The following is a 26,042-nucleotide window of genomic DNA, read 5'->3' as shown; positions in this document are numbered from 1 at the left end:
GTTGGCTATAAACAGCCTTAGCAATAACTGACCCTACATTCAAGAAAACCGTTAAATCATTTTCCAGTTCATATCATTTTCATTAAGTCGATGGTAGTTCAGCTGAGTATAAGAAGACAAATCAAGCGTTTGTAGCCGAGTTAATGCCAATAAAAGCGCTTCATAATAAGGTTTGAGCATCGCAAATTGTGCCGGTGTAGTATGTTGCAAGTTTAGTAGGCACTTGTCTTCTAGGTTTTGGCTAGTTTGGCGCAGTTGAGGTACGCCAGTATAGCGACTGCCCCCTAAAATACGGTGGGCAATCTGTGCTAGCTCATAGCGATCACGTGCCTGCCACGCTTGCGATAGTGCCTCTTTTTCATCAGCGATAGTTTCCAGCATCATAAGAATTAATTTGGCAGCTAGATCTGGCTTGTTTGCGGCACGAGTCAAAGCATCTTCCCAATCCAGAATACTTAAAGTGTCTGAATTATCTTTCAATATAGTACTTTCATTAGTAACCATTAATGGTTGCTGCGAGGCATACTGATTGACTAGCATAGGACTGAGATGGCTAGGATGGCTATGCAACTGCGAACCTTGCTCTGCATCAGTAGTCATTTCTGATAGCTGCTGTTCATTAGGCAGACTTTGATTACGTGGTTGCAGAGCTTGCGTAGTCTTATGCCAATACCCATCATTTGGCTGGCTATCACGCAAGTAGTCGTCTCTAATCTTTTTTAGGGCTAAAGGTCTAGCTATTCTTTTATCAGCTTGCAGTGCTGTGTCTTTGGCACTAGTAGCCATACTGACATCACTATTAATGCTGCTAACCCCTATACGACTCTCACTACCAGTCATATTGGCCTCAGCGCTATAGCCATCGCTTAGTTCTTCATCTATAGCTAAGCTATGCTTAAGCATATTGACACTAGTCACTGGCGTTTCATTATTAGGCGCTGCTAAACCATCGGCATTGATATTAGTAGTACGTCCCAGCCATTTTTGCAGCATTTGTAGTAGCTGTGGTTGGCTGATAGGTTTGCCTACATAATCGTCAATACCACTGGCAATGAGCTTATCACGCTCATCGGCTAGACCATGTGCCGTCAAGGCAATGATAGGAATATGACTATCAGGATGCTCTATTTTTCGTATTTGTGCTGCAGCTTCACGCCCTGACATACGGGGCATCTGGATATCCATAAAGATAAGCTTAATACGGTCTTTATCCTCAATACGTAGGTTGTCTTCACTAGTGCTTTGTGACATGGACATACTACTGACTTGCTCACGAGTTTCCGCTTTTGATATTTGTGTTTTTTTTGATAAGCTATCAGGTTTAGGCTTAAGTGTTTGGGGGCTTGTTGACTGTTGCTTACTGATAATTTCAATAGCTTCAAAGCCGCTGCTAGCAGTCACTACCTTAATACCAAGCTCACTCAGTAGCGCGTCCAATACTAGTAAGTTCGGTAAGTGATCGTCAACTGCCAACACTGTAACCCCTTGCCAAGTTGGTAGCTGGGCTTTTATAGGGGTATTGCTCTTTTGAGTATCTAGCATAGCGTACAGCTGACGCTTGTCTAACGGCTCATATAATATATTGGCATGATAACGAGTCAATAACGCCTGATCAGCGGCAACTTGATAACCAAATACCGCCAGCTTGCCTTGATAATGTAAGCGAATTTGTTTTAGCAAGGCCATCATGTCATCTTGAGTATCATTATCGACGATCACCCAATCCCAATAGTTCCCTTGCTCCTTTAGCGATTCGAGTACCCCGGGTAAAGAGTTGGCTTGGGTCAATTTGATCGGCAAGTTTTGCAAGCTGGCTTTTAGTACTTGTCTAGAAGCTGTGTGATTGATCCAAACTAACACATGAAACTCATCGGCAGCGCTAGCCAAAGGTGCTAGTACTGGTAAGGCAATAGTCTGACCAGTCGCCGCTTTTAATACGTCAACATGAGCGGGCATCCGAAACCAAAATGTCGCCCCTTGATTGTCAATATTCTCGCGCGCATTGTCATAAAAGCCTATATCACCACCCATCAATCGCGTTAATTGCTTGGAAATAACTAGGCCTAATCCTGTGCCACCATACTGACGAGTAATAGAAGGGTCACCTTGACTAAAGCTCTGGAACAGCATTTTTTGATCCGACTCTGAGATACCTTTGCCACTATCTTGCACGCTAATCATAAGGTAGTTTTCTTGATAGTCGTCCAAGCTCACTCGCACTACCACTCCTCCACTGTCTGTGAATTTAATGGCATTACCGACGATATTAGTCAGTATTTGTTTGAGGCGCATGGCATCGCCATTGATACGCATTGGCACATCGTTATAAAACAATACGGCGGTACGTAGGCCCTTTTCTGCAGAGACTGGTGACAGCATATCTACGACATCATAGATAGTGTCATACAGATCAAACTCGTGGCTATCAAGGAGCAATTTACCCGCTTCAATTTTAGAAAAATCCAACACATCATTGACTAAAGCTAGCAGATGCGCTGAGGATTTACGGATAGTTTGTACATATAAATCTTGCTCAGAATTTAGCTCACCGTGGCGCGCCAGCAAGTTAATAAACCCATCAATGCTGTTGAGTGGCGTACGTAGCTCATGACTGATATTAGCCAAAAAAGCCGACTTTGACTCGCTAGCTGAAATAGCGACATCGCGTGCATTACGAATAGAGATGTTCTGCATCTCCATCTCATCAAAGGCCAAACGCAAGTCATCTTCGGTTTGTTCAGCATGATCTTTGAGCTCTTGAAAGCTACTATGCAGACGGCGTAAGGCTTTGACTAAATCCTGTTGTAATAAGTTCAACTCACCGTCAGATTCGACCAGAATAGGCTTATATAGATTATCGACATGGGTACGTTGCAAGCGCAAGCGTAGCTCATAGATAGGAGCAATCCAACGCTTAGCATAGATATTAAGGCTGAGTAGTAATATCAATATGGTGAATAAACCGGTAATAACCAAGGCCATTGCAATACGGTAACGCGCAATATATAAAGGCTCGTTATCCATATCAATGAGCAGCCATAACTTTTGGCCTTTAAACTCGCCCAACATACTACCGTAAGCCGTTCCCACTGAGGTCGCTTGTTTAGATAAAGCACGTTGATTACTGTCTACAGCTGGCCAAGTTTCGTTAACCCCATAGCCGACGCTAGCTAGTACTTTATTGTCCTCATCGATAATAGCAATACGCTGCACATGTTGCTCAGACTGCATACGACTAAGCTTATCGCGAATAGCAGCTAGGGTCGCCATTGCTTCTTGCGACTTGCTATCAGGATTAGTCAGGTTACTATCAGACGATGACATCCCAAACTGTAGATCGGGAATAAGCTCTGTCACCATGGGCTTATAGCGGATCAATACCGCTTCAGCTAAGGCTTCTTGTTCTGAGTTGCTGGCACGCATGGTTTCGTAAAACACCAAAATACCACCTACTGCCGCTAACAAGCATATCGGCAAAAACACTAATATAATAAGTTGACCATAAGCACTACTAGTATTAAAGCGTTTTTTGTATGTCATGCTATGTTTAAACCTCATTTACCGTTGTGTAGTTATCACTAACAAGCTGACTATAGCGATTATTTTATCAGTTATCTAACCAGTAACCTATCATTGGATGTGGTTCAATAAACGCAGTTAATAAAAGCCAGTTACCAATAATTGTACTTGCCTTAAGCGCAGTGAAAAACAACCTGATATACTGGCACAGCACTTTTTGGTCTTTAAAATTATAGAGCAAAAACAAAACTGATCAGTTAGTTATCCCTTAATAACACTCATTAAACGATAATTTAGGATGCCTCATGTCGTCTACGACCATAGCGAATACCAACTTTATTACCCAAACAACTGCCCTTGCTGATTGCGTAGGCCAGACTCCTTTGGTCAAGCTGCAGCGTTTACCTGAACTAGAAAACATAAATAATGGTGCGCAGCTGTTGGCTAAGCTTGAGGGTAATAATCCTGCAGGCTCAGTGAAAGATCGTCCTGCCTTTAATATGATCTATCAGGCAGAGCAGCGTGGCGATATCAAGCCTGGTGATACTTTGATAGAAGCTACTAGTGGCAATACTGGCATTGCTTTGGCTATGGTTGCTGCCATGCGTGGCTATCCTATAACTTTGCTAATGCCAACCAACTCAACCCAAGAGCGCAAAGATGCGATGATCGCTTATGGTGCTACTTTGATTGAAGTTGATGAAGGTATGGAAGCGGCGCGTGATTTAGCGCTACAGATGCAAAACGATGGCTTAGGAATAGTATTAGATCAGTTCAATAACCCCGATAATAAACAAGCGCATTATTTGACTACTGGCCCTGAATTATGGCAACAAACAGACGGTAAAATTACTCACTTTATTAGTTCTATGGGGACTACTGGTACTATTACTGGCGTGGGACAGTATTTAAAAGAGCAAAACCCAGCAGTACAAATTATCGGCTTACAACCTGATGAAGAAGCTTCTATCGCTGGTATTCGTCGCTGGCCTGCTGCTTATATGCCGGGTATCTATGACGCCGATATCGTTGATAAAATTATGGATATCGACCAGTACACCGCTGAAGTTTATATGCGCAAGATGGCTAAAACTGAAGGTATTTTTGCTGGAGTGTCTTCTGGTGCAGGGGCTTGGGCAGCGTTACAGATTGCTAAGGATAACCCCAATGCTGTCATAGCTTTTATTGTCTGTGACCGTGGCGATCGTTACCTTTCAACGGGTCTTTATAATATTAACGACGACTTGGATAATGGCTAGCTAGTTAACTGATTTGCTATTTATTATGGCAGTCAGTTGGCTAAAACTAGTGAATGATCAGCTAATAAATAAGCCCGCTAACAATAATGAAAATAGTGACTAGTAAGAGAGCTATCTATGACATATGCCCTACCCGCTAATCCAGTATTGGTCTTTGATATTGAAACTGTCGCTGATACTGCTGGCGCACGTCGCATTTATCCACAGCTGAGCGAACTCAATGATGCCGATACTTTATCAGCGCTGACGGCTATTCGTCTGCAAGAAGCTGGCCACGATTTTATGCGTTTGCCATTGCAGCGTATTGTCTGTATCTCTGCGCTCTACATTAAAGACGGTCAGTTAACCCTATTTTCTCTAACGGCTGATAGGTTCAGTGAAGAAGAGATTCTAACTAAGTTTTTCCGAGCTTTTAGTGAAGTTGAAAAATTGCCGCAGCTGATCAGCTGGAATGGTTCTGGATTTGATATCCCAGTGCTTATCTACCGTGCTATGCAATATAACTTAGCAGCGCCTTGGCTGTTTGAAGAAGGTGAGCGTATCAAAAACATGCGCTTTGATAATTACGTCAATCGTTTCCAAACCCGCCACCTTGATCTAATGGATAGATTTAGCCAATACGGCGCTAGTCGTCGTGAAGCTATGGACGTAGTAGCTAGTTTGTACGGTTTACCTGGTAAAACGGCTGTAGATGGCAGTATGGTTGGGGCTTTAGTCGCAGCTGAGGATTGGCAAACCTTATCCATATATTGTGAGTCCGATGTACTCAACACTTGGCTGATTTACTTACGTTGGTTGCGCCTCACCGGCAAACTATCTTCACCAGCTTTTGATTACTGGCAGCAGCAAAGTGTTGCTTACTTAAAGGCCTTTACTCAAGCTGATGGTAGCGCCCGTCATCAAGACTTTATGGCTAACTGGTCGTCGTTACCAAAGCTATAAGCGGTGTCTAGTTGTGAATATTCGATATGCCTCAAATAAAACCCGCTCTAAAATGTTGTACGGTGACAGTTTTTATATACTGTATTTATATCGGCCTACCGTTTTTTACTTTATAGCAGCCAATCATTATCTTAGCGCTTTTGTATGTTAAAATTGCGGTCATTTTTCATCCCTTTATTTTATAGGCAGGTTTATGCAACCCACCGACTCAAAAACTGCTGTAGCAGATAGCTTGACTACTAAATCTAATACCGTTGCTGATGACAGTCAGGCAATTATTACCCCGCCTAACAAGAAAAAGTCTAAGCCTTCACCAAAGGTACGCCGTCGTCTAAAAGATGCTGAACCCTTACCATTTACCATCGATGGATTATCGCATGATGGTCGTGGAGTTGCGGTCTACGGTAATGGTTTCGATGCGCAAGCAGGTCATACTGAAGACAAACATGGCAAAAAAATCTTTGTCAGTTTTGCCCTACCTGGCGAGAGTGTTGAAGTAAAGATAACCAATAGCCGTGCCAGTTTTGAGGAAGGGGATGCTACTAAGGTTACTGCCAATCCAAACCCTGAACGTGCTGTACCACCTTGCCCTCACTTTGGGGTTTGTGGTGGCTGTAATCTGCAACATTGGCAACCTGAGGCCCAAATTAATTTTAAGCAATCGGTTTTAGCAGAGATGTTATTGCATCAAGCCAATATACAGCCAGATACTTGGCTACCACCAGTAGTTGGCGATCGTTTAGGCTATCGAACTAAAGCTAGATTGGGTGTACGTTATGTAGTCAAGAAGGAAACAGCGTTAGTAGGTTTTCGTGAGCGTTCGAGTAATTTCTTAGCCGAGCTAAATGAATGTCATATTCTAGATCCACGTATTGGTTTTGAAATTGAAAATCTAAAAGCCCTAATCAGTACCCTTGAGAGTCGTAACAAAATTGCTCAGTTAGAGCTAGCTATGGGCGAATACCTCCCTGAACTGCCAGACGGTGATCAACCAGTGGCATTGATTGTACGCAACTTAGAACCTTTGTCTGACGGGGATATAGATAAGCTCAAAACCTTTTTTGCGGCGCGTAACTGGCAGTTATATTTACAATCTAAAGGTGTCGACAGTATCCAGCGCATTGCATTAACGGCTAACGATGATATGAGCCAACAGTTCGGTCGTCTGTATTATCAGTTACCTGAATACGATCTTACCTTTGAGTTTATTCCGACTGACTTTACTCAAGTAAACCTGTCTGTTAATCGGCAGATGACTAAGCTGGCTTGTGACTTATTAGACCTAAAACCCGGTGAGAGAGTACTAGACTTATTCAGCGGATTAGGCAACTTTAGTTTGCCATTAGCTCGCTTAGTTGGCGAATCAGGCTCAGTAGTGGGAGTTGAAGGCAGCGAAGCTATGACTTTACGAGCTGCTGATAATGCGCGTCGCAATACTATTAATAACACTGAGTTTTATAGCCAAGATTTGACTCAAGATTGCACGGATAAGCCGTGGGCTAATCAAGGTTTTGATGCGCTCCTCATTGATCCACCACGCTCTGGCGCTTGGGAGATCATGCAGTATTTACCGAAATTCAATGCTGAGCGCATAGTCTATGTGTCTTGTAATCCAGCAACCCTTGCTCGAGATACTAAGGCGCTGTTAGAGCAAGGCTATCGACTCACTCATGCGGGAGTGATGGACATGTTCTGTCATACTGGTCATGTTGAATCAATTGCCCGCTTTGAAAAGGTAGAGGCCAAATAGCGTCACTGTAGCTTCAATACTAAGGCTTGAGCAATGGTAGATACCCGCTACTGCTCAAGCAACGACTACTATTATTTAGTTAAAACACAAGCTAATATAATAAAAATCATACTACTTTATAATAAAATCGATTATTGTTGGTTGAAATAATTTATTCAAATTACCTTTTAACGTATAATAATTACAGACCCTTGCTTGAATAAGGGTGACCAACTAACTTATCATTAGTCATCACTATACTAATAAAAATATAATGGTAAATGGACTGGTTTATATATATTTTTACGAGATACTTTTTAAGAAAGTTCATAAAGAACAGGCTGTGTTGTACATTCACAAGTAGACAGTTCAATGGTGAACCACTGCTTAACTTGAAGAGAAAGAGAAAAATAAAGCTCAATATCAATACTTTTGTATTAACTGCTATCACTTTATCGACCGTCACTATATAAAAGTAAGTTTATCGCAGTTGCTAAAAGATTTTGTCTTTAGCAACTGCGCTGTTTTATGTGATCGCTGACTCTAGGTAATAGGTTGAGGGACAGTCGATATATATAAAGTAATAATCGACATACACGGCAGTAACTCGGTCAAAAGGAGTCAGCTATGGTAAAAATTCGTGAAGGATTGCCATTAATGGATGGGCAGACAGCGGAGACTGATAGTGCGTCATTAGCTGCGCAGCTAGTGGCCAGTCAACGTTCTCACCAATCTGCCAATAGCTATGCTCAAATTCCACTAGATATCAAGAGACAGCTCAGTACTCATAAGCTGCACACCACTTTTGATCGTTCCGCGCAGCATTCCTATCATAGTCATGATCCTCAATTGAATGAAGAGTACCTCAATAACAACTTACAAAGTCTCTCATTGCTCACAGACGTTTCTGAAAATATTGACTTAGATCAAGCCAATATCGATGTGCCAATGTGGTTGGATAATGTGGCCAAGCGTATCGGTCAAGAGTCGGTTCCGAATTTGACAATGGCTTGTGAATTTATTCGCAACCGCATGAATACTACTGAATCTGAACGATCCGGTGCTTATGTGACCGGCATCGGTATGACCGATATATTGACTTACCTCTATCAAGATGAAGACGCACTAGTCGCGGCAATGCTTTATCGTAGTGCCCGTGAATCGCTTATCAGTTTAGCTGATATTCAGAAGAGCTTTGGTACGGATATAAGCAGTTTGGTGAAAGATGCTTTAGCGATGGGCAAGCTGTCAGCTATCATTGAGAGTAACAAGCGCTTAGAAGATCATTTCGCCAATAATCAACGTGATCAGCTGTCTAACATCTATAGTATGCTTATTTCAGTGACTAATGATGTGCGGGTCGTACTGATCAAGCTGGCTGAGCGTACTTTTGCTATGCGTGAACTGTCGTTCTCTAATGAAGAGCGTCAGCAGCGTGTTGCTCGTGAGGTTATGACTATTTATGCCCCATTAGCCCATCGTTTAGGTATTGCGCAACTTAAATGGGAGCTTGAGGACTTAGCTTTTCGCTACTTGGCTCCTGAGCGCTATAAAGAAATCGCTAAATTACTATCTGAGAAGCGCAGTGAGCGCGAAGACTATATTCAACGAGTAGAGAATAAACTAAGCGACGCTTTAATAGCGGCTGATATCGTTGGTGAAGTTTCAGGACGTGTCAAACACATCTACTCTATTTATCGAAAAATGAAGCTTAAAGGCTTATCCTTTGATCAGCTCTATGACATTCGCGCATTACGAGTATTAGTTGAGAACCCTTCAGATTGTTATCATGCTTTAGGGCTAGTCCATGGCTTATGGCGCTATATCCCTGAGCAGTTTGATGACTATATTACCAATCCAAAAGCCAATGGTTATCGCTCGCTCCATACCGCCGTTATTGCTGAAAACAAGTCTCTTGAAGTGCAAATACGTACTCATACTATGCACTTTGAAGCTGAGCTTGGTATGTGCGCGCACGTCAACTATAAAGAGGGGCTTAAGAATAAAAAAGACAACTACCTTAATCAAAGAATCAGCTCTCTAAGACAGCTACTATCTATAAACAATGAGACTCGTAATCAGGCACGTACCGCTGTGTCTAACGGTGAAGGTATTGATAATAGTGATCTATTTGAGCTGGATGAAGAAGAGCAAACGGTTGATTTTGATGAACTTGAACGTATTTATATATTCAGTCGTGACGGCGATATTACCGAGCTCCCTAAAGGTGCTACTGTCCTCGACTTTGCTTACTACGTACACACTCAAGTTGGTAACCGTGCTCAAGCCGCTCGAGTGAATCAGCGCTATGTACCCCTCACCTACCAGCTTAAAACCGGCGAGCAAGTGGAAATTATTACTAAGTCCTCACGCGAGCCGAATCGCGATTGGTTAGTGGCAGCTCTAGGTTATATACATACCAATAGAGCCCGCTCAAAGCTACGTCAATGGTTCAATAAGCAGGATCGTGACAAGAATATTGAGATTGGTCGACAGATGCTTAGTAAAGAGCTCGAACGCCTATCTTTGCATCCTAATAGTATCGACTTAAACGATTATCTGAAATTTTTTAATGTCAATAATACTGATGATATCGTTGTTGGTTTAGTCACGGGTGAGATTGGTATTCATCAGCTGATGGGACATGTTTCACGCCAGCTACATTTAGAGCCTGAAAAAGCAGAGGAGGAGTTTACTCCTAGTGTTGATCCCAAAACTACCGGTAAGCTAGATGCCTATAAAATCTGTATTGATGGTTTAGATAATATTGAGATTAACTTAGCAGGCTGCTGTCACCCGGTACACGGTGAGCCTATTTCCGGCTATATCACTTTATCGCGTGGTGTCAGTATTCATAATCGTGGCTGCGCTGAATATATTCGCATGATCGAACGCGATCCTGAACGTGAAATTAGTGCTGCTTGGAAGTCAAAATCAGGTCGCTATCAGCCCGTGGATATTCATATAGAAGCCTACGATAGGCGTGGCTTACTGCGAGATTTGACTCAAGTTATTGATAAAGAAAATGTCAATATCAGACAAGTTCAGACTATTAGCACCGATGAAAATATTGCTTTTTTAAAATTTCATATCGAAGTCTCAGGTTTGGCGCATTTATCCAAACTATTGGCAAAACTTGAACAACAGCCTGGAATATTGCATGCACGGCGTGCCGTTGTTTAAAAGCACCTTGATATCGAGTACCATCATTAATCTTACGATAATAGAGTTTAGATAAAACCACTATGCCTGAACTGCCCGAAGTCGAAACCACTAAAACTAGCCTGAGCCCCTTATTAGGGCAGCGAGTCAGCAAAGTCGAAGTCTTTCAGCCTAAACTGCGCTGGCCAATGCCTAATGATTTGATTGATTTAGTTGGCTATTCCTTAGATCGAGTCGAGCGTCGTGCTAAGTATTTATTGGTAACTTTTAAATCTACTGAAGCTATCAGTCCAGTTGAACGTACCTTAATCATCCATTTAGGTATGTCTGGCAGCTTACAGCAGCATCCAGTAGGAGCAGAGAAACGTAAGCATGACCATTTGATTATGCTGTTTGACGAAGCCGATAAGCAAACTCAATTACACTATCATGATCCAAGACGTTTTGGTGCGGTACTGTGGCACAAAGAATATGCTGCTAAGCTCTTAGAGCATTTAGGCCCTGAACCGCTAGCAACAGAATTTAGTGCCGATTATCTATATCATCTTATTCAACGTACCGAGGTTACTGATACGCCTGCTAAAGTGCCTGATAGCACATTGCTAGAATCTGTTGGCAGCTCAATAGCCCAGGGACCACTAACGCCTCACTCAGCTATTCAATCGCCTAACAAAAAATCTGCCAAACGTCCTATAGCTCGGGCAATAAAATCTGTGATTATGGAACAGCAGATAGTAGTTGGCGTGGGGAATATTTACGCCACTGAAAGCTTATATTTGTCCGCTATAAATCCAGCAACGCCTGCCCATCACCTCACTTATCAACAAATAGAAGTATTAGTAGCTCATATCAAAGCTATTCTGCAAAAAGCTATAGCCCTTGGCGGCTCAACTTTACGCGACTTCACAGTCGCCAGCGGGCAAACGGGCTACTTTCAACAAACGCTTAATGTTTATGGTAAGCATGGAGAAAGCTGTCCACATTGCGCTACGGAACTCGATAATATCAAAATTAATGGTCGTGCTAGTGTTTATTGTCCCAATTGCCAACCGCTGCAATAGCTGATTAACCGTCAATGGCTTAGACAAGCTGAATAGATAATCATCACTGTGGTATTCATAGCTATATTTGTATTGCTTATCCATTCTAGTCTTGTTTTAATAGTAACTACTGACAAAATTTCAGTTTTTTATAGTGCTATTTATAATAACTGGCTACTATTCACTTTAGGAAACCATTATGACTGTTAACGCTAATTTTCAGCACTCTGTTAAGCATAAACTCATTACTGCTATTATTAGCACTAGCTGTATTATTGCTGTTATGCAGCCTGCTAGCGCAGCTATAGAAATTGATGAGACAGATTTTGGTCCCTCATACGGCACTATGGCCGTGGATACTATGGTTGGCAAGCCACTGCAACTTGCAACCGCTATCGCCGGTACTGCTACTTATCTGGTCAGCCTACCCTTTTCGCTAATCAGCGGTAATGCTGAGCAAGCTCAGCAGAAGCTATTTGTAGAGCCTTGGGATGCTATGGCACGCTGTTTAGGCTGTACAGTTGCTGAAGACAACTATTATAAATCTTCGGCTATTAGCAACAACGTGGTTCGCATAGTCGTGAGCCAACCATCAGAGATCATTATCAATACTAACGACTACGTCATGGTCAATCCACAGTAATAACTCATTTTTTAGCTTTCTCTTAAGACGTTTTACCTAATAGATACCAGCAAAAAAGGGCTAACTTCATAAGTTAGCCCTTTTTTGTTTTAACAAGAAACTTTGCTCAATTTATCCTATTAAGCCTAATCTCATTTAGTTAAATTGTTGTTACCAAGTTTTGCACTGATTTCACGCAGTAAGAGGATATCTTCTGCTGGTGCTTCTACTGTAGGAGCAACTTCTTCTTGACGACGCAATCTATTAACAAACTTTACCATCATAAAGATAATAAAAGCTAAGATAAGGAAGTTGATTAGCACCGTAATAAAGCTACCATAAGCTAACACTGGAATACCTGCCGCTTTTAAGCTGGCGTAGTTTCTGGCTACCCCTTCAGGAATATCACCTAACACAAAGAACATGTTAGTAAAGTTAAGTTCGCCACCAACAATCATCGCTACGATAGGCATGATGATATCTTCTACCAAAGAGGTAGTAATAGTAGCAAAAGCACCACCAATGATAACCCCAACGGCTAAGTCCATCACATTGCCTTTTATGGCAAACTCTTTAAATTCCGATACCATACTCATAAACATTCCTCCCAATTACAAAACTGCGAGTATATTGCTATTTAAGTTATACTACAGTATAAACCCGATAGCAGGTATTTTTTGACTGATGTAAGGATAGTAACTTGTATCAATTATTAAAACCGTGATTTTTACTCTACTCATAGAGTATCTTGGCCTTACTTACGCCCACAAAAAAAGGCTAACTTAAAGTTAGCCTTTTTATTTTACCTAATTTTTACTAGTAACTATTACTAATGGTGTTACTGACAAAAATTATTGGTAAGGGTAAGTATTAAGCACCTTTCTTACGGCCATAACGCTTACGCTCACTCTCAGTAAGGTAACGCTTACGTAGGCGAATGGCTTTCGGTGTTACTTCAACTAGTTCATCATCTTGGATAAACTCAAGTGCTTGCTCAAGCGTAAACTTGATGGCTGGCGTTAGTGTCAATGCTTCATCAGTACCACTAGCACGAACGTTAGTAAGCTGCTTAGCTGTTGTTGGATTGACAGCCATATCATCATTACGTGAGTTCAAGCCAACGATCATACCTTCGTAAACTTCAAGCTGTGGCTCAGCAAACATTTTACCGCGTTTTTGCAGGTTGAATAGAGCGAAGCCTAAACAAACCCCTTTGGCCATAGAAACTAGTACACCGTTAGAGCGTGCGCCTACTTCACCAATTTTTTGTGGGCCATAATGTGAGAAACTTGAGGTTAAGATACCGGTTCCAGAAGTAAGCGTTAGGAACTCAGAACGGAAGCCAATAAGACCGCGAGCTGGCATAGTGGCTGCAATACGCATACGACCTTTGTCGTCAAGCTGCATATCAGTCATCTCGCCTTTACGTAGACCAACCTGCTCCATGATGCTGCCTTGATGTTGATCTTCAATATCAAAGACTACATTTTCATACGGCTCTTGTAGTTTACCATCTACTTCTTTAACGATAACTTCTGGGCGTGATACAGCAAGCTCAAAACCTTCACGACGCATATTTTCGATTAATACTGACAGATGCAACTCACCACGACCTGACACTTTGAATTTATCAGGAGAATCGGTGTCTTCTACACGCAAAGCTACGTTATGAATCAATTCACGCTGCAGACGTTCACGAATGTTGCGTGAAGTCACATACTTGCCTTCACGACCAGCAAACGGTGAATTGTTCACTTGGAAGGTCATAGATACTGTTGGTTCATCAACAGTCAATGGTGGCAAAGCTTCAACATGATTAGGATCACAGATAGTATCAGAGATGTTTAGAGCATCAATACCAGTAATACAAATAATATCACCGGCTTGTGCATCATCTACATCAATACGATCAAGACCATGATAACCCATAATTTTTAGGATACGACCGTTACGGGTTTCACCTTCTTTATCAATCACAGTGACTTGGGTGTTAGTAGAAATACGACCACGCTGAATACGGCCGATACCGATAACACCTACAAAGCTATTATAATCAAGACTAGAGATTTGCATGCGGAATGGAGCATCTGCATCAACTTGTGGCGGTTGAACCACATCAACGATAGTTTTGAACAATGGCGTCATATCATCAGCAAGATTATCTGCTTCTAAACCGGCAATACCGTTTAGTGCTGAAGCATAAACCACTGGAAAGTCTAACTGCTCATCAGAAGCACCAAGATTATCAAACAAATCAAAAATTTGATCCATTACCCAATCAGGACGTGCACCAGGACGATCAATTTTATTGATAACGACGATAGGCTTCAGGCCTTGCTCAAACGCTTTTTGAGTTACGAAACGTGTTTGTGGCATCGGGCCATCAACTGCATCAACTACTAACAGTACGCAATCAACCATCGACATAACGCGCTCGACTTCACCACCGAAGTCGGCGTGACCTGGGGTATCTACGATGTTGATACGATACTCAGTGTCATCAGACTTATCTGTCCATCTGATGGCGGTATTCTTAGCCAAAATGGTAATACCACGTTCTTGCTCAATATCACCAGAATCCATTGCACGTTCGGCAATGTTTGCACGGTCACCAAAAGTACCTGACTGATGTAATAGTTTATCGACCAAAGTAGTTTTACCGTGATCAACGTGGGCAATGATTGCAATATTACGCAAGTGTTTGATATCGTTCGCCATATAAAATGCTCGTTTTGTCTTAAAAAAATGTAGTAGCAGTAAACACTGTTGAATAAAATGATAGGATAAATTAACTAGATACTTTATGGTGCCTTTATATACCTACGCAATGAGAGTAAAAGCATATTTTGAGCAGTACTAAGCAGTATCTATACCAATAAATCTATTTTACCACCAGCTATGCTAGTAGACACCTTGTCAATTTACAAAGTGTTTGGGCGGCTAGTATAACATTATTGCATTGTAAATTTATGCAATTACTTGTTTATCTGTGTGTTTTATTATAGATATAAAATTAGCCATAAAAAAAGCCACCTATAAGGCGGCTTTTTTTATGTCATTTAACTTAACTATAAACTGGTTGTTACTCAATAAGCTTAAGCTTAGTTGATTACCATGTCTTTAGTTTGTTCTACAGTCATAGTTTTGTCACCAGTGATGATGGCATAAACACGACGGTTCATAGCACGACCTTCTTCAGTATCGTTTGAAGCGATCGGTTGATCATAACCGTAACCAACTGTTGATACACGGTTTGGTGCGATACCGAACTCGTTAGTCAACATTGATTTAACTGCTACAGCACGGGCTTCAGACAGACGTTGGTTATAACGTGCTGATGGACCAGTTTTAGAAGCATGACCTTCAACGCGTGCGCCAGAGTTTGGATACTCACGCATCTTCTCAGCTACTTTAGCGATTTCTGATTTGTATTGGTTTTTGATAGCTGATTTATCGTTATCAAAGAATACACGAAGTTCCATTTTTAATGTATCTTCGATGTCTACTACTTGTGGGCAACCACGTGCATCAACGACTACATTCATTGGCGTGCCTGGGCACTGATCAACGCTATCATATACGCCATCGCCATCAGAATCGATGTCGTCAACTGGAGTAACCACTACTACAGGTGGAGCTACATAAGTAGGCTCTAACTGTGGTGGAACTGCTACTGTAGGAGCTAAGTGACCACCAAGTACCACTTCTAGACCAGCTAAGGCCATGCCTTCCCACCAGTTATTATCGAAGTTATGTATCGCACGTGCTTCACCACGTAAGCTTAGAGCGTCATTGATGCGATACATAGCACCTAGACCTAAGTTACCAATAGTATCTTTAGAGCTAGTGATTTCATTACCAGCAGCATTTTCTACTTTTATTTTAGATTGACCAGCACCAACTAGAACATATGGTTTAAATGCACTATCAGTATAACCAGTAAACTGCTCAGTACCGATTAAGAAGTTACCAGAAAGCATTTGTTGTTCTGCGTCAAAATTATCATTACCGTCTTGACGTATACCGTCAGTGTTAGATACGCCATATTCTACTTGGAACTGAGTAGATGGAGTAATCTCGATACCTAGGGCCGCACCAGTATATAAGCCATTGTCTTGGTAATAACCATTACCGACGCCATCACCCATTGTTTCGATTTGCTCATCGTCAGCGCCTTCGCTGTAATGATAACCTAATAATAATGGACTAATAGTAACACCAGCGTTAGCCGCTAGTGGAGCAGCTGTTACAGCAAACAGAGCTAGAGCAATTTTATTCAATTTCATGGACTTCCTCCAAAGGATAATTTAAGTAAGGCATTAAACAAGATCGCTTCCTAGATGATCTAAGAATAGACATCTTTCCAAACACATTACTATACGATATATAACGAAACTAATTACGGAGTAGCTTAGCGACAATCAATTCAATTTACAACTTTTTTCGCTACTGGGCTACACATTATTACACTATAGTGTTGTAAGCAGAACACAATAATCGTTTCAAGTTACTGAAAACAAACACCTAAACTACTGTCATTATGCCAATTCTTAAAAAATGACATATGTAGTTACAATATCGATTATTTCTAAGTGCATTCTAATCCAATAAACAAATTTTCTCTATTACAAAAACCAGCCATTCACTAATTGAAACAATTTTTGACATTAGCGTTATATTATGTGTATATTTAGCTAGCTAACAATATTCTTTTAATGGAATATATTCTATCTTGCAAAATATTTGTATCTTAGTTTTTATTATTATTTATTGGTTGTCATTTATCAATATTGATGAATTTGTACCTGAGAACAACATTATAATTATTGTGGTTATTAATGTAGGATCGATCAAGTTAAGATTAATCTTTAATACCATGACTTAATTGAATGGTATAAATGAGTTAAACCAAGTCTTTTATAGGTGACCCCTAGTAATGGTTATGTCACGTAAGGTTTCTATTTACCATCTATACCTATCTACTTCAGGTTGCCATACGCCATTGGCAACTACTCACTCCAGTTGCGTTAAACAGCAGCTTGCTTATTATGAAAAATATAGTAAAAGGGATAGCTTAAATCGATATAAAGGCTTTACCTTAGTAGAATTAATAGTAACCTTAGCCATCATCGCTATAATTGTAACTATAGCGACGCCATTTATGTTAAGACAATTGGCAACGATGGAGGCCAAACGTATTAGGTATGCTTTATCTAACACTTTAAAAGTGGCTAAGGCTGAAAGTCTCATTCGACGAAAGAACCTGATACTGTGTCTTTCTAACAATAATAGCCGCTGTAACCGCAACAGTAATGAGGTTTTGTTATTGTTTATAGATAACAACCGCAATAATCATTTTGATCAAGGCACTGATCAGCTAGTCGAACAACAACACTTGAGCCCTAAGTACGCCACTATACATTTGCGAGTGGGCTCAAGACGCCATTACACTAAGTTTTGGGGTAATAGCGGCAAACCACGCGGACATTTTGGACACATAAAATACTGTCCTACCTCAGTAAATAATAGCGTTAAATATCAAATATCATTTAACCAAGCCGGTATCATCAAATATAAGCCCAATAGCAGTCACCGTACTAACTGTGATTAGAAAAGATTGGGCAGCCTTCTTAAAATCATCAGCGTTTTGCCCATCACTATCAGCAGCAAGCCCCTTTTCTGCATAAGCACCAGTATGTCATTCGATAGCATCGGCTTTACAAGCTACCGCAGCATCAATTTGAGTCTCACTAGGATCAATAAACAAAGATAATTTAATACCTGCCGCCTGTAACTTAGTGATGTAATCAGCTAACCCCTTTACCTGCCCGGCCACATCTAAGCCCCCTTCAGTAGTCAACTCAGCACGTTTTTTAGGAACTAAACACACCCAAAAAGGCTGTACTTCACAGGCAATAGCTAGCATCTCATCGGTAGCTGCCATTTCTAAATTCAGACGAGTAGTGACTTGTTTAGCGATCTCATAAACATCAGCATCTTGGATGTGACGACGGTCTTCACGCAGATGAATAGTAATACCATCGGCGCCAGCTTGCTCAGAGACTAGCATAGCGGCTAATGGACTAGGATAGTCAACCCCACGTGCTTGACGTGAGGTTGCTACGTGGTCAATATTGACTCCTAATAAAGGTGTTTTTCATGCAAGGTTTTCTAAAGACTTATTCATATCAAATCCTTATTAATAGGTATTACCAGCGTTATACTTATTAGAAGAATAGGATAAAATGCTAAGCTTATTGTAATCGGCCCATTATTGATAACGCTGCTGCTGCTGCCATAACAAACGGCTTTGCAACGGCTGATAATCAAGGAGATGATCGATAAGGTGTCGATGCAGCCGCGACCACGAATTAATACTAGACATAGCGATGCCAACTTGCTGCATTGCTAGTATCTCACTGCCTTTAAACATAGCCTGAGAATTATTGTGTTCAATGTTATCAGTGCTGGCTACAATTGGTACTAAGCCGACATCTGGTAAAAAGCGATAAATCGTTTCAGCCTCAATGCTGGCCTGCATATTATCGTGAGTTAAATTTAAGGCAAAGCCTAACTCTTGAAATAAATACTGTTCAAATTGGCGTAAACATAGACGTAGCTCATCTGCGCTCAACGGTTGTTTAAGCGTAGATAAACTATCTTGATAATGGTGCCATAGGACCGCCATTGGATCTTCAATAGGCAATAGCTTTAGTAGGATTTCGTTTAGATATAGTGCGGCATACTGCTGCTGACCACTAACTTTTTGGTAGCTTTTAGGCTGGTATAGCAGCGGATCGACGGCTGTACTGCTCTCGTCTAGCTGAACATTGTCTGTTTCACTGCTACTCATCGTAAGGCTATCAATTTGACTGATGCTAATAAGGCTAAGGTCTATTTGGCTGAAGGTTTTTAGATCACGCTTGCCAGTTGCGAATAACTGTAACAGCTCAAATAGTGGAGCGCCCTTTTTGCCCACTCCATGTATTACCCCGAACTGTTCGGAGAATAAATAGTACAAGGCACGCTTTTCTTGATAAGGACGTTGATGCAATAAATACCCAGTCAACGCTTGATTACGCATGGCCTACTCCCTCAGCTATGGTAATAATAGTTATTAATTATTACCATGCTAATTATCAGTAACCTTATCGCTATAGTTAGTACCCTAGGCTAGTCAAAGCACGTTCATCATCCGACCAGCCACGTTTGACTTTGACCCACAAGGTTAGCATTATTTTTTTGTCGAACAGCTGTTCCATGTCTTTGCGTGAATCCATGCCCACTTGCTTAATACGCTGGCCTTTATCACCAATGATAATGGCTTTTTGTCCACCGCGTTCAACATAGATAGTAGCATCGATAAAAGTACAAGCTTTACGCGGACGACCAGTTTTTGGATCAGTATGCGCAGGTTCATCTTTGAATTCATCAATCTGCACTGTCAAATCGTAAGGTACTTCATCGCCAGCGCTACGCATGATTTTTTCGCGAATTATTTCACTAGCCAAAAAGCGTTCTGAGCGATCCGTTATTTGTTCTGTATCATAAATAGGCTCGGCCACCGGCAGATGCGAAGCGATAACTTCTTGCAAACGAGTAAGGTTCTGATTCTTCAGCGCTGAAACAGGTACGATATCAGCAAAGTCAAAGCTGTCACTAAAAGTTTCAATTAATGGCAGCAATGTGCCTTTATCTTTTAGAGTGTCAGCTTTATTAATAACCAATACTACGGTTAAGTTAGTGTCACCAAGCTTCTGTAGAACTAACAAATCATCATCACGCCACTGATCAGAATCTACGACAAATAGTACTAGATCCACATCAACTAAAGCGGATACTGCGGCTTTATTCATACGCTCATTGATAGCACGTACTTCATTACGATGAATACCTGGGGTATCCACAAATATAGCCTGCATTTCATCATTGGACAAAATGCCGTGAATACGGTGGCGAGTGGTTTGCGGCTTACGCGAGGTGATGGATAGCTTTTGACCTAGCATATGATTCATCAAAGTCGATTTACCAACGTTTGGACGTCCCACAATTGCTACATAGCCAGTTTTAAAGTCACTATTACTAACACCATTGTGATTTTCTGCTTTATTACTAGGGGCAAAAAACGCTTCAATAGCATTATCGTTGTCATCATCGGCATCGCTACTCACAGCCTCTTCGTTGCTGCTAGTAGTATCATTAAGGGCGATGCTTTTTTTGATTTTGCTAACAGAATCATGGTTAACAGTAGGGTTGTCGATGCTCTCATCAGCGTCATCTTTAGCGTTTAATGGCAAGTCAGTACGATTGCTCATAGGTAGTTCCTATAGGGTATTATAGTCAGTTATTCTACTGGTTAACGGCTCAATTAGACACTCAACCAGTAGACTACTATTTATTTAAGAAAGGGGTTTTAAGAGATTGTCTTAAAATAATTTTTTAGCTGTTTTATTGGCTATTGGCTATCACAGCCTATTTAATCAAATAATGGCAGCCATAAGTTACGACGGCTTCTTAACTGAGTTCGGCAGTTTGTGTAATTGATTGATCATCAGTTCAGCTGCTTTTTGCTCAGCTATACGACGACTCTCTCCTGACTCAGTAATATTAGGACAACCTATGATATTGACTTGACAGCGCACTACAAATATCTGATGGGGAGCATTGCCTTGAATTTCTAACAGCTCATACAAAGGTAAATCAAACTGTTTTGATTGCAACCATTCTTGCAGTCGACTTTTGGCGTCTTTGAGCACTTTTTGCTCATTAACATCATTAATCAAATCACCGTACCACCCTAGAACACAATTACGGGTAACCACTAGGTCTTGACTGTCTAAATAAATAGCCCCCAATAATGACTCTACGGCATCAGCTAAGATCGAAGCACGGTTACGGCCACCGCCTTTACGCTCACCAGTACCTAAGATCAGGTGGTTAGACAGGTCCAAGTCTTGGGCAATAATAACTAAGGTTTCTTGACGTACTAAAGTGGCCCGCATACGCGTCAGCCGACCTTCGTTCTGGCTGGGATAACGATGATACAATGCTTCGCCCACAATCATGCCTAATAGAGCATCACCCAAAAACTCCAAACGCTCATAGTTTTTTTTGCTGTCAAAAGAGCGATGAGTCAAAGCCAGCTTAGGTAGACTAGGGTCTTTAAACACATAACCTAACTTACGTGTCAATACGGCTAAACGCTTTATAAAGTCAGCGTTGATAGGGACAGCTTTAGTATCTATACTAGTATTAGTGGCCAAGTTCAGCGCCTGATGCGGTATTAAGTTTGATTTCATGCGTGATTTTTGACTATCCTATTGGTATTACTAATTAGATTACTGACATCGTATAAATGAGTGAAAATGTTTAACCCTTATTCAACTGGAGTAAACTCAATACCGCCTTCAGAACGGCTTACAATATCAATGTTAGCAAAAAATTTATGGGTCTCAACGTATTTTTTATAAACCGCCAATTGGCCGATTTTTTTATTGGTAAAGGTAATTCTGTCTTCCACTTTACTATCAGAATCGCCATTGATAGTAAGCTGCCTGTCAACTCGAGCAATAAACTGCTTGGCTGTTTCATTATTAAGATTAGCTTGCTGTAATTGATCAGTCAAAATTTTTGTAAGCTGATAATCGCCTATTTGTGCCGGTACAATGGCGATAAGAAGCTTACCAGCAACTAAGATAACCAGCGTTAGCAAAATAATACTAGTGACACTAGCACCACGCTGTGAAGCTATACCAGTCAATTTTTGCAACATATCACCCCCTAATGAATTATAAAAAATACTCTCTTTACTATATAAGCCTAGTTAGTGGAGTGCAATTCTTAGGTAATAATTAGCAGGGTGATAATACTTAATCTATAGAACCATTACGTGCAAAGGTAGGCAAGTTAAGACCTGGCGGCTTATGCATCCAGATATAAACGGCTTTACCTGCTAAGTTATCATCTGGAACAAAGCCCCAAAAACGTCCATCGGCACTGCGGTCACGGTTATCACCCATGACGAAATACTGGCCTTCAGGAACTGTAATACGCCATTGAGTCCCTAATGAGCTCACCACTTCTGGTGATTGTTGTTGCAAAAATGGTGCATATTGCGAACTGTTCATGCCCGGTAGATAGCGTACTAAGTGCTGATGCTGACCTTGGGTTTCTTGGAAATACTGTACTTGTTGTTCTTCTTGTTGCCCCATCTCTACCGCTTGGTTTTCAGTCAATACTTGTCCTGGGGCTATGGGTCCTGGATTATATAATTGCGAGGTTAGCTGAGGATCTGCCTCGAAAGCTACTGACTTAGTTTCAACAGGGACATCGTTAATCGACAGTTGACCATCACTATAGCTGACACTGTCGCCCGGCAAGCCAATCAAACGTTTGATATAGTAAATGCTTGGGTTTTCCGGATAACGAAACACCACCACATCACCGTGTTCAGGGCTGCCTGTATCTAATACTTTGTTATAAGTTAACGGTAAACGCACACCATAAGCATATTTATTGACGGCAATAAAGTCACCAGTATATAAGGTGGGCACCATCGAAGACGATGGAATATTGAACGGCTCAATTAAAAACGAGCGCACAATTAATACCACTGCCAACACTGGGAAAAAGTCGTAGGCCCAGCGTACAGGCCAGCTTTCTTTGCCACGGCCCTGAGTTTTACGCTGCTTAAATACTAGCTTGTCTAATAACCAAAGCAGCCCTAAGCCCAAAGTTAATGGCACTAAAACTAAATTAAAATCAAAATCCATACTTAACTGCCTATTAGCGAGCTGCTTATTTTTTAAGTGATAACTACCGATAACGGTGCGCTATTTAGTTTACTGGCAACTTAATCTACCTGCAAGACTGCTAAGAAGGCTTCTTGCGGAATCTCCACATTACCCACTTGCTTCATGCGTTTTTTACCCGCTTTTTGCTTAGATAATAGCTTTTTCTTACGCGATACATCACCGCCATAACATTTAGCCAAGACATCTTTACGCATGGCCTTCACCGTGCTACGGCCAATAATTTGGCTACCAATAGCGGCTTGAATAGCCACATCAAACATTTGACGCGGGATAAGCTCTTTCATCTTACCAACTAAAGCATTACCACGATAACGCGACTGAGTTTCATGGACAATCATCGCTAGAGCATCCACTTTGTCACCGTTGATTAATACATCAACTTTGACCAACTTATCAACTTGATAGCGCTCAAAATTATAATCGAGTGAAGCAAAACCTCGAGAGACCGACTTTAGGCGATCAAAGAAGTCCATCACCACCTCACCCATTGGGATATCAAATATAAGCTGTACTTGTCGACCCATAAAGCGCATATCTACTTGTACACCGCGACGATCAATACACAAAGTCATGACGTTACCCAAATACTCTTGCGGCACTAAAATCTGACAACGGGCAATCGGTTCACGGAATTCTTCGATATTATTTGGTTCAGGCAAATGCGAAGGATTATCAACGTAGATAATACTGCCGTCTTTTTTTACTATTTCATAAATAACAGAAGGCGCAGTAGTGATCAAATCCAAGTCGTATTCACGCTCTAAGCGCTCTTGGATAATCTCCATATGCAGCATACCTAAGAAGCCACAGCGGAAACCAAAGCCAAGCGCATCAGAAGTATCTGGCTCAAAAAACAACGAAGCATCATTGATCTGTAGCTTCTGCAAAGCTTCACGGAATTTTTCAAAATCAGTGGATTCGACTGGGAACATACCAGCATAAACTTGCGGAGTAATTTGCTTAAAACCAGGAATACGTTCAACATCAGGAGTTTTGGCGTGAGTAATAGTATCGCCGACTGGAGCACCAGCGATATCTTTAATACCAGCAATGATAAAACCAACTTCGCCAGCTTCTAGAATACCAGTATCTAGTGGTTTTGGAGTAAAGACCCCGATTGAGCCTACTAGATGCGCTTCTTGGGTTGACTTAATATAAAGCTTATCGCCTTTTTTGATAGTGCCTTCGCGCACACGCACTAGTGATACCACACCCAGATAGTTATCAAACCATGAGTCGATGATTAGTGCTTGTAATGGCGCCTCACGATCACCAGTTGGCGCAGGGATAAACGCTACTAACGCCTCCAACAGCTTATCAACACCCAAGCCCGACTTAGCGGACACTCTTGGAGCATCAACAGCATCAATACCTATAATGTCTTCAATCTCTTGAATCACACGCTCAGGCTCAACTTGTGGTAAGTCTATCTTGTTAAGGACCGCCATGACTTCTAGGCCTTGATCCACGGCAGTATAGCAGTTGGCGACCGACTGGGCTTCTACCCCTTGCGCGGCATCCACTACCAAGAGCGCACCTTCACAAGCGGCTAATGAGCGCGAAACTTCATAAGAAAAATCGACGTGACCTGGCGTATCAATAAAATTGAGCTGATAACGCTCGCCATTAGGATGATCATAAAACAGCGTTACGGATTGCGCTTTGATAGTGATACCGCGCTCGCGCTCAATATCCATGGAGTCAAGCACTTGTGCCTGCATCTCACGATCTTGTAGCGCACCGCACATCTGAATAAAACGATCGGCAAGGGTCGATTTGCCATGATCAATGTGGGCAATAATAGAGAAATTACGAATATTGGCTAATGCAGTCACAAAGCGCCTACTAAATAAAGGGAGGTGGGATAATACTAATATATAATCTAAAAAATTTGCGACTACTACTAATTTGAGAAGCTACCATTAATACGGTCGGTCATCAAAAGTAAAGTCAGTCATCAAATCATTATAAAATAGCGGTAACGCTGCTCGCTACGATTCTCAAACAGCTGACAGATATCTACAGGTATTCTAGCAGTTTTCTGCTGTAAAGTAAGACGATTTTGTCAGCAAGTATTTGCATACTTACCTTAACCCAAGCTGCAAACTTAGTTAATAAATCAAAAACATTTGGCTTATCTTTATATTAAGGCCAGTTAATTCATTACTAAGCGGCAGTACGAGTAATTTGCAACAAGTATTAGCACTGCTGATTCTTATGCTTAAATCGTTAAGCTAAGAATTTTAGGCAAAAAAAAACCAATCGCTAAGGATTGGCATTTTAAATTTGAGCAACTAAATTTTTAACAACTAACAATAAATGGTGGCGATGAAGAGACTTGAACTCTTGACCTCACGATTATGAGTCATGCGCTCTAACCAGCTGAGCTACATCGCCATTTAAGGCTCGGTATTATGCCGATATGGATGACTGACGTCAACCCTTAAGCGGCATTTTTTTCAAAAAAATTTAATTTAATTGAAAATACAGCCTGTTTGCAACAAACAAGTCTCTAAAAACTAAAGACCTTACTACTTAAAAACTATATAAAGTTGGTAAACCGATAAGCCGGGTTCTGTCGTGGACAATCATTCCTCTAGGCGTATCATCGCTAATACGCTCAAGCAACCTACCCGCATCGAACGCGGGCCGCGCCATGCCGATGCCTATTTGGTCTTGCTACGCGTGGAGTTTACCTTGCCGTGAACTGTTGCCAGCCACGCGGTGCGCTCTTACCGCACCCTTTCACCCTTACCGAATCGCCCGAAAGCAATAAGGCGGTCTCCTCTCTGCTGCACTTGTCGTCAGGTTACCCTGCCCAGCCGTTAGCTGGCACGCTGCCCTATGTAGCCCGGACTTTCCTCCCCCGCATGTCTGTTACCAGTGTGCAGCGGCGATTGCCTAGTCTACCAAGCGCGCTAGTATAGCAAAATTAATCCTAATATCGGAAAGTTT

17 protein-coding genes, 1 tRNA gene, 1 other RNA gene and 1 pseudogene are annotated in these 26,042 nt (G+C 41.4%); 7 read left to right on the top strand and 13 right to left on the bottom strand.

Annotated features, from left to right (window positions below):
• Positions 1-51: 51 nt before the first annotated feature.
• Positions 52-3,540 (bottom strand): ATP-binding protein, encoded by a 3,489-nt coding sequence (locus tag JMY09_RS01735; RefSeq protein ID WP_201621847.1) that lies wholly within the window; start codon positions 3,538-3,540, stop codon positions 52-54.
• A gap of 284 nt (positions 3,541-3,824) precedes the next feature.
• On the opposite strand from JMY09_RS01735, the gene cysM reads away from it, so the two are divergent.
• From cysM to JMY09_RS01705, 6 genes are all read left to right on the top strand, one after another.
• Positions 3,825-4,778, top strand: a complete 954-nt coding sequence (gene cysM / locus JMY09_RS01730; protein ID WP_201621846.1) for a cysteine synthase CysM — start codon at positions 3,825-3,827, stop codon at positions 4,776-4,778.
• 117 nt (positions 4,779-4,895) lie between these two features.
• On the top strand, positions 4,896-5,720 hold the full coding sequence (locus JMY09_RS01725) for a 3'-5' exonuclease (protein WP_201621845.1): 825 nt from the start codon (positions 4,896-4,898) through the stop codon (positions 5,718-5,720).
• A 193-nt stretch (positions 5,721-5,913) separates the two neighbouring features.
• Positions 5,914-7,470, top strand: a complete 1,557-nt coding sequence (gene rlmD / locus JMY09_RS01720) for a 23S rRNA (uracil(1939)-C(5))-methyltransferase RlmD (protein WP_201621844.1) — start codon at positions 5,914-5,916, stop codon at positions 7,468-7,470.
• Positions 7,471-8,076: 606 nt separating this feature from the next.
• Positions 8,077-10,632 carry a RelA/SpoT family protein gene (locus tag JMY09_RS01715; RefSeq protein WP_201621843.1) on the top strand — a complete coding sequence of 852 codons (2,556 nt, stop codon included), beginning with the start codon at positions 8,077-8,079 and terminating at the stop codon, positions 10,630-10,632.
• A gap of 62 nt (positions 10,633-10,694) precedes the next feature.
• Complete coding sequence (gene mutM / locus JMY09_RS01710) at positions 10,695-11,672, top strand: bifunctional DNA-formamidopyrimidine glycosylase/DNA-(apurinic or apyrimidinic site) lyase (protein WP_201621842.1); 978 nt, start codon at positions 10,695-10,697, stop codon at positions 11,670-11,672.
• A 178-nt stretch (positions 11,673-11,850) separates the two neighbouring features.
• Positions 11,851-12,294 (top strand): hypothetical protein, encoded by a 444-nt coding sequence (locus JMY09_RS01705; protein ID WP_201621841.1) that lies wholly within the window; start codon positions 11,851-11,853, stop codon positions 12,292-12,294.
• A 131-nt stretch (positions 12,295-12,425) separates the two neighbouring features.
• Here JMY09_RS01705 and mscL read toward each other — a convergent pair whose 3' ends face one another.
• The 3 genes from mscL to JMY09_RS01690 all read right to left on the bottom strand — a co-directional run bounded on the left by mscL (position 12,426) and on the right by JMY09_RS01690 (position 16,559).
• Positions 12,426-12,869 carry a large conductance mechanosensitive channel protein MscL gene (gene mscL / locus JMY09_RS01700; protein ID WP_201621840.1) on the bottom strand — a complete coding sequence of 148 codons (444 nt, stop codon included), beginning with the start codon at positions 12,867-12,869 and terminating at the stop codon, positions 12,426-12,428.
• 274 nt (positions 12,870-13,143) lie between these two features.
• On the bottom strand, positions 13,144-14,991 hold the full coding sequence (gene typA / locus JMY09_RS01695; protein WP_201621839.1) for a translational GTPase TypA: 1,848 nt from the start codon (positions 14,989-14,991) through the stop codon (positions 13,144-13,146).
• Between the two features lie 383 nt (positions 14,992-15,374).
• Positions 15,375-16,559, bottom strand: a complete 1,185-nt coding sequence (locus JMY09_RS01690; protein ID WP_201621838.1) for an OmpA family protein — start codon at positions 16,557-16,559, stop codon at positions 15,375-15,377.
• Between the two features lie 656 nt (positions 16,560-17,215).
• On the opposite strand from JMY09_RS01690, the gene JMY09_RS01685 reads away from it, so the two are divergent.
• Positions 17,216-17,884 (top strand): prepilin-type N-terminal cleavage/methylation domain-containing protein, encoded by a 669-nt coding sequence (locus JMY09_RS01685; protein ID WP_201621837.1) that lies wholly within the window; start codon positions 17,216-17,218, stop codon positions 17,882-17,884.
• A gap of 90 nt (positions 17,885-17,974) precedes the next feature.
• On the opposite strand, the pseudogene JMY09_RS01680 reads toward JMY09_RS01685, so the two are convergent.
• From JMY09_RS01680 to rnpB, 9 genes and pseudogenes are all read right to left on the bottom strand, one after another.
• Positions 17,975-18,424, bottom strand: a pseudogene (locus JMY09_RS01680) (pyridoxine 5'-phosphate synthase); the annotation flags it as partial.
• Positions 18,425-18,544: 120 nt separating this feature from the next.
• The gene (gene recO / locus JMY09_RS01675) at positions 18,545-19,357 is read right to left on the bottom strand and encodes a DNA repair protein RecO (protein WP_201621836.1); all 813 of its coding nucleotides are present in this window, start codon (positions 19,355-19,357) and stop codon (positions 18,545-18,547) included.
• A gap of 76 nt (positions 19,358-19,433) precedes the next feature.
• The gene (era, locus tag JMY09_RS01670) at positions 19,434-20,588 is read right to left on the bottom strand and encodes a GTPase Era (protein WP_201621835.1); all 1,155 of its coding nucleotides are present in this window, start codon (positions 20,586-20,588) and stop codon (positions 19,434-19,436) included.
• Positions 20,589-20,774: 186 nt separating this feature from the next.
• Positions 20,775-21,572, bottom strand: a complete 798-nt coding sequence (rnc, locus tag JMY09_RS01665; protein WP_201621834.1) for a ribonuclease III — start codon at positions 21,570-21,572, stop codon at positions 20,775-20,777.
• Between the two features lie 77 nt (positions 21,573-21,649).
• Positions 21,650-22,045, bottom strand: a complete 396-nt coding sequence (locus JMY09_RS01660; RefSeq protein ID WP_201621833.1) for a DUF4845 domain-containing protein — start codon at positions 22,043-22,045, stop codon at positions 21,650-21,652.
• Between the two features lie 97 nt (positions 22,046-22,142).
• Complete coding sequence (gene lepB / locus JMY09_RS01655; RefSeq protein WP_201621832.1) at positions 22,143-23,045, bottom strand: signal peptidase I; 903 nt, start codon at positions 23,043-23,045, stop codon at positions 22,143-22,145.
• 80 nt (positions 23,046-23,125) lie between these two features.
• Complete coding sequence (gene lepA, locus JMY09_RS01650) at positions 23,126-24,922, bottom strand: translation elongation factor 4 (protein ID WP_201621831.1); 1,797 nt, start codon at positions 24,920-24,922, stop codon at positions 23,126-23,128.
• A 485-nt stretch (positions 24,923-25,407) separates the two neighbouring features.
• Positions 25,408-25,484: transfer RNA gene (locus JMY09_RS01645), tRNA-Met, on the bottom strand.
• Between the two features lie 151 nt (positions 25,485-25,635).
• An RNA gene (rnpB, locus tag JMY09_RS01640) (RNase P RNA component class A) lies at positions 25,636-26,000 on the bottom strand.
• Positions 26,001-26,042: the final 42 nt, after the last annotated feature.

The organism is Psychrobacter urativorans, assembly GCF_904846695.1.
Taxonomy (GTDB): domain Bacteria; phylum Pseudomonadota; class Gammaproteobacteria; order Pseudomonadales; family Moraxellaceae; genus Psychrobacter; species Psychrobacter urativorans.
Note: the sequence above shows the minus strand (reverse complement) of the source record. Positions and strands in the feature narration are given on the sequence as shown.

What these genes read in the sequence shown, in the direction of transcription:
- JMY09_RS01735 (WP_201621847.1), bottom strand. Translation starts at nt 3,540, where the DNA reads ATGACATACAAAAAACGCTTTAATACTAGTAGTGCTTATGGTCAACTT.
- JMY09_RS01715 (WP_201621843.1), top strand. Translation starts at nt 8,077, where the DNA reads ATGGTAAAAATTCGTGAAGGATTGCCATTAATGGATGGGCAGACAGCG.
- JMY09_RS01660 (WP_201621833.1), bottom strand. Translation starts at nt 22,045, where the DNA reads ATGTTGCAAAAATTGACTGGTATAGCTTCACAGCGTGGTGCTAGTGTC.
- rlmD (WP_201621844.1), top strand. Translation starts at nt 5,914, where the DNA reads ATGCAACCCACCGACTCAAAAACTGCTGTAGCAGATAGCTTGACTACT.
- rnc (WP_201621834.1), bottom strand. Translation starts at nt 21,572, where the DNA reads ATGAAATCAAACTTAATACCGCATCAGGCGCTGAACTTGGCCACTAAT.
- cysM (WP_201621846.1), top strand. Translation starts at nt 3,825, where the DNA reads ATGTCGTCTACGACCATAGCGAATACCAACTTTATTACCCAAACAACT.
- JMY09_RS01685 (WP_201621837.1), top strand. Translation starts at nt 17,216, where the DNA reads ATGTCACGTAAGGTTTCTATTTACCATCTATACCTATCTACTTCAGGT.
- mscL (WP_201621840.1), bottom strand. Translation starts at nt 12,869, where the DNA reads ATGAGTATGGTATCGGAATTTAAAGAGTTTGCCATAAAAGGCAATGTG.
- JMY09_RS01725 (WP_201621845.1), top strand. Translation starts at nt 4,896, where the DNA reads ATGACATATGCCCTACCCGCTAATCCAGTATTGGTCTTTGATATTGAA.
- mutM (WP_201621842.1), top strand. Translation starts at nt 10,695, where the DNA reads ATGCCTGAACTGCCCGAAGTCGAAACCACTAAAACTAGCCTGAGCCCC.
- JMY09_RS01705 (WP_201621841.1), top strand. Translation starts at nt 11,851, where the DNA reads ATGACTGTTAACGCTAATTTTCAGCACTCTGTTAAGCATAAACTCATT.
- era (WP_201621835.1), bottom strand. Translation starts at nt 20,588, where the DNA reads ATGAGCAATCGTACTGACTTGCCATTAAACGCTAAAGATGACGCTGAT.
- recO (WP_201621836.1), bottom strand. Translation starts at nt 19,357, where the DNA reads ATGCGTAATCAAGCGTTGACTGGGTATTTATTGCATCAACGTCCTTAT.
- typA (WP_201621839.1), bottom strand. Translation starts at nt 14,991, where the DNA reads ATGGCGAACGATATCAAACACTTGCGTAATATTGCAATCATTGCCCAC.
- lepB (WP_201621832.1), bottom strand. Translation starts at nt 23,045, where the DNA reads ATGGATTTTGATTTTAATTTAGTTTTAGTGCCATTAACTTTGGGCTTA.
- JMY09_RS01690 (WP_201621838.1), bottom strand. Translation starts at nt 16,559, where the DNA reads ATGAAATTGAATAAAATTGCTCTAGCTCTGTTTGCTGTAACAGCTGCT.